Raw genomic sequence first — 763 nt, 5'->3', positions numbered from 1 at the left:
TTAGCCGAAGCCTGATTAGATAGCGCCGCCACTTGAACAAAATAGGCTAAGCGGTCTTTGCTTTCTTTTACCCCCGAAGCCTCCTCACCACTCACTGTTGGTTTTGGTACAACGATTGATTCTAGTAAAAGCCTGGCAGTTCCTTTGTTGTGGTAATCCAGCTTCTTGGCTGCGGCATAAGATAGATCTAATATTCTACCTTCATGAAATGGCCCACGGTCATTAACTCTAACCACAACCGACCTTTGATTTTCGAGATTTGTCACCTTCAAATAGGCAGGAAGAGGCAAGGTCTTATGCGCTGCCGACATGGCATACATATTATAAATCTCACCATTTGAAGTCAGCTCACCATGAAACTTCAAGCCGTACCAAGAGCCAATCCCCTCCTCGCGATACTCCTTAATCGAATCGAGCAGGTGATACTCCTTTCCTCGCACAGTATAAGGAGAGTAATTGCCTTTTGGGCTGATTGGCTCCCATTTAGGGATTGCATCTGGCACCTTGGATACATCGAACTCTCCAGTAGGCCCGACATCATGCTTCATGCTGTAGCGAGAACTACTACAAGCCAGCAAAAGCAGGGCCAGGCAACACAAGAGAATGCAACGCAAACTACTCAACACCTTAGTTCATTCCTAGCTTTAGAGCCTCGGAAAGCTGGTAAACTGCCATCGCATATAAATGACTATGGTTATAGCGAGTAATCACGTAAAAATTCCTCAAGGTTAACCAATACTCTTCACCGGTAGCCCCTTGAAGT

At 45.7% G+C, this 763-nt stretch carries 2 protein-coding genes; both read right to left on the bottom strand.

Annotated features, from left to right (window positions below; genetic code table 11):
• A partial coding sequence (locus A3729_RS06740) for a septal ring lytic transglycosylase RlpA family protein (protein ID WP_156497748.1) occupies positions 1-548 on the bottom strand: 548 nt, incomplete at its 3' end.
• Positions 549-627: 79 nt separating this feature from the next.
• Positions 628-763: lytic murein transglycosylase (locus A3729_RS30675; protein WP_197475638.1), on the bottom strand; the 136-nt coding region annotated here is incomplete at its 5' end.

Source organism: Oleiphilus sp. HI0043 (genome assembly GCF_001634935.1).
This window is presented reverse-complemented; position numbering and strand designations above follow the sequence as displayed.